Source organism: Methylobacterium sp. CCH5-D2 (assembly GCF_001556475.1).
Classification (GTDB): domain Bacteria; phylum Pseudomonadota; class Alphaproteobacteria; order Rhizobiales; family Beijerinckiaceae; genus Methylobacterium; species Methylobacterium hispanicum.
In genome coordinates, this window is the sequence record NZ_LSIX01000144.1 from 1 (window position 1) to 1,694 (window position 1,694).

General features: G+C 77.4%; 1 protein-coding gene. It reads left to right on the top strand.

The genetic code is table 11. The features are described from left to right. The first annotated feature begins 322 nt into the window (after window positions 1-322). On the top strand, window positions 323-1,588 hold the full coding sequence (locus tag AX737_RS03250; RefSeq protein ID WP_066918956.1) for an FAD-dependent oxidoreductase: 1,266 nt from the start codon (window positions 323-325) through the stop codon (window positions 1,586-1,588). The last annotated feature ends 106 nt before the right edge of the window (window positions 1,589-1,694 follow it).

Genomic DNA, 1,694 nt, shown 5'->3' on the forward strand with positions numbered 1-1,694 from the left:
GAGGCGCGGGGGAAGGCGGGCTGAGCGGGGCTCGCGGGATCCGTCCCCGCCCGTACGGGCGGGGCGAGCGCATCGGGCGATCCGGTTCTCGGCGCCCTCATCCCGGGGGCGGTGGGCGCCACCGGGACGACGGCGAGAAACACGGCGAGAAAGGCGGCATCGTCAGAGGCCATCACCTCGCCGCGCGGGAGGAGGGTTCCGTGCCCGACGGAGCACCGCCGCCGCGGAGCGCGCCGGCGCAACCGTCGCGTGCGCGCGATCCAGGGTGCCGGCGAGCGTCGCCGGCGCTATGGAGACCCGAACCGCCGCCCGGAGAACCCGCATGCCAGACCCGGATATCGTCGTCGTCGGAGGCGGCATGGTCGGTCTCGCCTCGGCCCTCGCGCTCGGCGAGCGCGGCCTCGCGGTGGCGCTCGTCGATCCGGGCGAGGCGCGGGCGCGCACCTCCTACGGCAATGCCGGCGTGCTGAGCCGCGGCTCGATCTTCCCGATGGCCGGCCCGGCGCTCTGGCCGAAGCTGCCGGCCTACCTGCGCAACGCCGACAGCGCCTTGCGGCTCAACCACGCCCACCTGGTCCGGGTGGTGCCCTGGGGCCTGCACTTCCTGGCCGCGGCGCGGGAATCGCGCTGGCGTCGGGCGGCGGCCGCGCTCGTGCCGCTGACCACCGCCGCCTACCCGGCCCACGAGCGCCTCGCGGAACGGGCCGGCACGCGCGCGCGCCTGCACCGGTCCGGCTGGCTCAAGCTCTACCGCACGGAGACCGCCTTCGCGGGCGCCGCGCTGGAGCGGGCGATCCTGGCCGAGCACGGCGTCGCCCTGGAGATCCTCGACGGGGCGGCCTTGCGCGACCGCGAACCCGCCCTGGTGCGGCCCTACGCGCGGGCCATGCTGCTCACCGAGACGGCCGCGCTGAGCGAGCCCGGCGCCCTGATCGAGGCCTGCGAGCGGCTCTTCAGCCAGACCGGCGGGCGCTACCTGCGGGGCGCCGTCACGGGGCTGGCCCCGGAGGCCGAGGGCTGGCGCGTGGCCTATGCGGGCGGCGCCGTCCGGGCGCGGCAGGTCGTGGTGGCGGCGGGCGCCGCCTCGGCCGAGATCCTGCGCCCGCTCGGCTACCGCTTCGCCTTCGCGGCCGAGCGCGGCTACCACCGGCACTACGCCCTGCACCCGGACAGCCCGCCGCTGACCCGGCCCGTGCTCGACACCGGCGCCGGCTCGATCATCGCGCCGATGGGAGAGGGCCGGGTGCGGGTGCTCTCGGGCGTCGAGCTGAACGCCCGGGGCGCCGCGCCCGACCACCGGCAGATCGAGGCGGCGGCGCGGGAGGCCGCGGGCACGCTGCGCCTCGGCGGCCCGCTGGACAACCAGCCCTGGATGGGCTCGCGCCCCTCGACGCCGGACGGCATGCCGGTGATCGGCCGGGCACCCCGCCACGCGGGCCTGATCCTCGCCTTCGGCCACGGCCATATCGGCCTCTCGACCGGGCCGATCACCGGAGAGCTGGTGGCCGACCTCGCCACCGGCGCCGAGCCCGCTCTGCCGCTCGCGCCCTTCGCGCCCGACCGCCTGCTGCGCTGGCCGCGGCTGTGAAGTCCCGGGATCCCCAAGGGCCAAGGCCCTTTGGGCGCCTGAAGGCGCTGCAGGCGGGGTCCGGGGCGCGCAGCCCCGGGATCGGCTCCCCCGTCCTGGTTCTGCC

Bases quoted from the DNA above. Each gene is read 5' to 3' on its own strand.
- AX737_RS03250 (WP_066918956.1), top strand. From the start codon at position 323: ATGCCAGACCCGGATATCGTCGTCGTCGGAGGCGGCATGGTCGGTCTC.